Source organism: Nocardioides sp. (assembly GCF_051876515.1).
Taxonomy (GTDB): Bacteria; Actinomycetota; Actinomycetes; order Propionibacteriales; family Nocardioidaceae; genus Nocardioides.
In genome coordinates this window covers 1-4066 of the sequence record NZ_JBJEHY010000031.1, presented here as the reverse complement: position 1 = coordinate 4066, position 4066 = coordinate 1, and the positions used below count along the sequence as shown (strand labels likewise).

4 protein-coding genes and 2 pseudogenes are annotated in these 4066 nt (G+C 72.4%); 2 read left to right on the top strand and 4 right to left on the bottom strand.

Annotated elements, in window-relative coordinates; genetic code table 11:
* The 4 genes and pseudogenes from ACI379_RS01750 to ACI379_RS01735 all read right to left on the bottom strand — a co-directional run.
* Window positions 1-277, bottom strand: a pseudogene (locus tag ACI379_RS01750) (alanine racemase); the annotation flags it as partial.
* A gap of 13 nt (window positions 278-290) precedes the next feature.
* The gene (locus ACI379_RS01745) at window positions 291-1427 is read right to left on the bottom strand and encodes a lipid II:glycine glycyltransferase FemX (RefSeq protein ID WP_439790336.1); all 1137 of its coding nucleotides are present in this window, start codon (window positions 1425-1427) and stop codon (window positions 291-293) included.
* Between the two features lie 123 nt (window positions 1428-1550).
* Window positions 1551-2375 (bottom strand): deoxyribonuclease IV, encoded by an 825-nt coding sequence (locus ACI379_RS01740; RefSeq protein WP_439790335.1) that lies wholly within the window; start codon window positions 2373-2375, stop codon window positions 1551-1553.
* Window positions 2372-3322, bottom strand: a complete 951-nt coding sequence (locus tag ACI379_RS01735; protein WP_439790334.1) for a serine/threonine-protein kinase — start codon at window positions 3320-3322, stop codon at window positions 2372-2374. Before ACI379_RS01735 ends, ACI379_RS01740 begins: the two co-directional genes overlap by 4 nt.
* A 294-nt stretch (window positions 3323-3616) precedes the next feature.
* On the opposite strand from ACI379_RS01735, the gene rpsF reads away from it, so the two are divergent.
* On the top strand, window positions 3617-3904 hold the full coding sequence (rpsF, locus tag ACI379_RS01730; RefSeq protein ID WP_439790333.1) for a 30S ribosomal protein S6: 288 nt from the start codon (window positions 3617-3619) through the stop codon (window positions 3902-3904).
* Between the two features lie 85 nt (window positions 3905-3989).
* Window positions 3990-4066, top strand: a pseudogene (locus ACI379_RS01725) (single-stranded DNA-binding protein); the annotation flags it as partial.

Below are 4066 nucleotides of genomic sequence, written 5' to 3'. Positions count from 1 at the left end.
CCTGGAAGGAGCGCCACGGGGTGAGGACGAGCAGGTCGCCGGCGTACCGGTCGACCACCTCGCCCAGCTCGTCGTACGTGCCGACGGCCAGCAGGTCGATCGGGGTGCCCGTGCTGGCCGACTGGCCGTCGAGCCACTGGGCGCGGCGCGCGAGGCGGCCCAACGTGAAGCCGTACCCGTTGCCCTTGGCCACTGGGACGAGCCCCGGGGTGGCCGCGGCGGTCGCGCGCAGGTGCTCCCGCCAGCGGGCGCCGTCGACGGTGAGGTCCAGACCCATTGCTCCAGCCCCCTCAGCCGCGGCGCTTCATGTACTCGGTGAAGGCGAGGTACATCAGCCGGCTCAGCGGGAGGTCCCACTCGCCGACGTACTCGATGGCCTCACCGCCGGTGCCGACCTTGAACTGGATCAGGCCGACGTGGGGGTCGGCGGGGTCGAGCGTCTCAGTGATGCCGCGCAGGTCGTAGACGTGCGCGCCCGCAGCGAGCGCGTCGCGGATCATCGCCCACTGGACGGCGTTGGAGCCGCGCACCTCGCGCTTCTCGGTCGAGGACGCGCCGTAGGAGTACCAGGCGTGGGAGCCGACGCGGATCGCGATCGTGGCCGCCACCAGGTCGCCCTCGTGGCGGGCCAGCCACACCTGGAACCGGTCGGGGTCCTCCGCCACGAGCGCGTCGTGCATGACCTCGAAGTAGCGGTAGCCGCGGGGGGTGAAGTGGTCGCGCTCGGCGGTGTGGACGTACAGGTCGTGGAAGGCGCGCAGGTCCTCGCGGGTGCCGCGGACGACCTCGACACCCAGCTTGTCGGCCTTCTTGATGTTGCGCCGCCAGAGCTGGTTCATCCCCTTGAGGACGTCGTCCTCGGTACGCGGTGTGCCGTCGGCGTCGACCAGCGGGATGACGAAGTTGTGCTGCGGCTGGCCGGCGGCGAACCCGCCCTCGACGGCCTGAGGCTGCCAACCCAGCTCGCGCAGCTGGGAGACGACGGTTGCGCCCTCGCGGGAGCGCTCGGTCGGGACGAGATCGCCGAGGCGGCGTACGGACTCGTCGGCGATGCCGGCCTTGACCTGCTCGGCCGACCAGCGGCGCGTGATGACCGGGGGCCCGATGCGTACGCCGAAGGCGCCCTGCTTCTTGAGGTGCGCGGTCATCGGGGCCAGCCAGTCGGCCAGGTCGTCGCCGGACCAGTCGATCACCGGCCCCTCGGGCAGGTAGGCGAGGTAGCGCTTGACCTTGGGGACCTGGCGGTACAGCACCAGGGCGGCGCCGACAATCTCCTCGCCGCGGTGCCAGCCGAGTGACTCGGCCCGCCACTCCGACTTCACCTGGGCCCACCCGGGGGTCTGCAGGAAGCTTGCCGAGCCCCTCGACGCGATGAACTCGCGGTGCTGGGCGGGCGTGATCGGCCGGACGGTCAGGGGAGATGTCACCCGGCCGAGGCTACAGGGCGGGAGCCGGGCCGTGCCCCCGCGCCGACCCGGCTCCACACCTGCACAGACGCGGTGCGAGCCGGATCGGTTGCCACGTGGGCCGAAATAGTTCGGACGACCCGCTCAGAGGTGCTCGCGGAGCCAGGCGATGTCGGCCAGGTGCTCAGTGGCCCCGCCGGGCGTCTCGCACACCACGGGCGCGCCGGCCTCGCGCACGACGGCCACGAACTCGTCGGGCGGCAGCTGCCCGGCGCCGAAGTTGGCGTGCCGGTCGGCGCCGGAGTCGAAGCCGTCGCGGGAGTCGTTGGCGTGGACCAGGTCGATGCGCCCGGTGATCGCGCGGATCTGCTCGACGGCGTCACCGAGGTGGATGCCGCCCGCCCACGCGTGGCAGGTGTCGAGGCAGAAGCCCACGGCCTCGGACCCCTCGGCGGCGCTGACCGCGTCCCACAGCCGCGCGATCCGGTCGAGCTGGCGGGCCATCGCGTGGTCGCCGCCGGCGGTGTTCTCGATCAGCAGGGGCACCTTGATGTCGGTCGCCTCGACCGCCTTGCGCCAGTTGTCGAACCCCTTCTCCAGCACCGCGGGGTCGTCGGACTTGTTGTCGACGTGCCCGCCGTGGACGACCAGCCCCTTGGCGCCGATCTCGGCCGCGACGTCCATGTGCTGCTGCAGCAGCTTGCGGCTGGGGATCCGGACCCGGTTGTTGGTCGTGGCGACGTTGACGATGTACGGGGCGTGCACGACCAGGTCGACCCCCGCCTCCTCGGCGGCCGCACGCAGCGCCTCGGCGCCGCCCGCGTACTCCACGACCGGTCCCTTGTAGCTCTGCGGGCTGCCCAGGAACATCTGCACGATCGAGGTGCCGCGCGCGAGGGCCTCGCCGACGGGGTCGGTCTGGTCGACGTGGGCGCCGATGGCGAGCTGGGTGGGCGTGGAGGAGGTCATGGCCACCAGCCTAGGAGTGCGGTCAGACAACCGAGGAGCGCGGCCGTGCACCCGGCGACGGCGAGCCAGCCCGCCCAGTCGGTGCCGCGACGGGGCCCGGCCGGGGCCGGACCCAACCGGTCGGGGACCGGTGGCCCGGGCTCCCACGGGATCTCCAGGCGGCGCAGGAGGTGCAGGGCGGCCTCGGCGCTCGGCACGCGCTGGGCGGGGTCACGCACCAGGAGCCGTTCGAGGAGCGGGCGCAACGGGTGCGAGGGGATGCGGTCCTGGCGCGACGGCGGGACCCCGGTGGCCAGCTGCCACGCCACGCGGCCCAGGGCGTACAGGTCCTGGACCGGCTCGGGCGGGGCGCCCTGCTCCTGCTCGGGGGCCATGTAGCCGTCCGTGCCGATGGCGCCCGGAGTGGTGGTGAAGCGACGGTCGTCGACCGCGGCCGCCACGCCGAAGTCCGCCAGGCGTACGTGCGGTGGGCCCTCGCCGGTCGCCTCGAGCAGAAGGTTGGAGGGCTTGAGGTCGCGGTGGACCAGCCCGGCGCCGTGGACCGCGGCCAGGGCGAGCAGGACCTGCTCGACGAGGCGGGCGACGTACCCCGCCGGCAGCGGGCCGTGCTCGGCCAGCAGGTCGGTGACGGAGCCGCCGCTGACCAGGTCCATCGAGAGCAGCACCACGTCGTCGTCGGCGGCCCACCCGGTGGGGGCGGCCACGTGCGGGTGCCGGATGCGTACGGCCTGCTCGCGCACGAAGCGGGCCAGCAGCGACCCCGTGTGGTGGCCGAGCACCTTGACCGCCACGACCTCCCCGCTGCGCAGGTCGACGGCCCGCCAGACCGACCCCATGCCGCCGGCGCCGATCTGGTCCAGCATCGCGAACCGTCCGGCCAGGACCGAGGAGTCGGCGGTGCCTGGGGAGCGGCGTGGCAGGACGGTGCCCGAGGAGTGGCGCGGCATCCCTCGACGCTAGCCGCCGGAGGACCGTGCGGACCGGTCCTCCACAGGGCGGTGGGGCGGCCCGCGCGGACCGGCCAGGAACCGTCCACAGGCGAGAAATCGGGGTCCGTACGGATTCTGGTCCGCGCCCGCCCCGCTGCTAGCCTTGCCCGGTCTGTGTCCACCGGCCCGCCGACGGTGTCCGGCCACAGACGGCCCGCCCGGTCGGCCCTGCCGCTCCGGACGGGAACGCACAGCCCTCCTGCCACGGAAAGTCCGTGGCCGCCTTGAGTCCGAAGGAGGTGGAGACCCGCTATGCGTAACTACGAAGTTGTGGTCATCCTCGACCCGAGCCTCGACGAGCGCACCATTGAGCCGTCGCTCGACAAGTACCTCGGCGTGATCCGCAACGACGGCGGCTCTGTCGAGTCCGTCGACGTCTGGGGACGCCGCCGTCTCGCGTACGAGATCAAGAAGAACGCCGAGGCGATCTACGTGGTCATCAACCTGACCGCCGAGCCCGCCACGGTCAAGGAGTTCGACCGCCAGCTCACGCTGAACGAGTCGATCCTGCGCACGAAGGTCCTCCGCCCCGTCGCCTGACGGGTTGTGGATGACCACTTCCCGATGTCAGTGGCCACAGCAATGATGGCCACGACATCACTTCTGGATCCAAGGGAGACCTGACATGGCAGGCGAGACCAACATCACCGTGGTCGGCAACCTCGTCGACGACCCGGAGCTGCGCTTCACCCCCTCGGGTGC

Bases quoted from the DNA above. Each gene is read 5' to 3' on its own strand.
- ACI379_RS01740 (WP_439790335.1), bottom strand. From the start codon at position 2,375: ATGACCTCCTCCACGCCCACCCAGCTCGCCATCGGCGCCCACGTCGAC.
- ACI379_RS01735 (WP_439790334.1), bottom strand. From the start codon at position 3,322: ATGCCGCGCCACTCCTCGGGCACCGTCCTGCCACGCCGCTCCCCAGGC.
- rpsF (WP_439790333.1), top strand. From the start codon at position 3,617: ATGCGTAACTACGAAGTTGTGGTCATCCTCGACCCGAGCCTCGACGAG.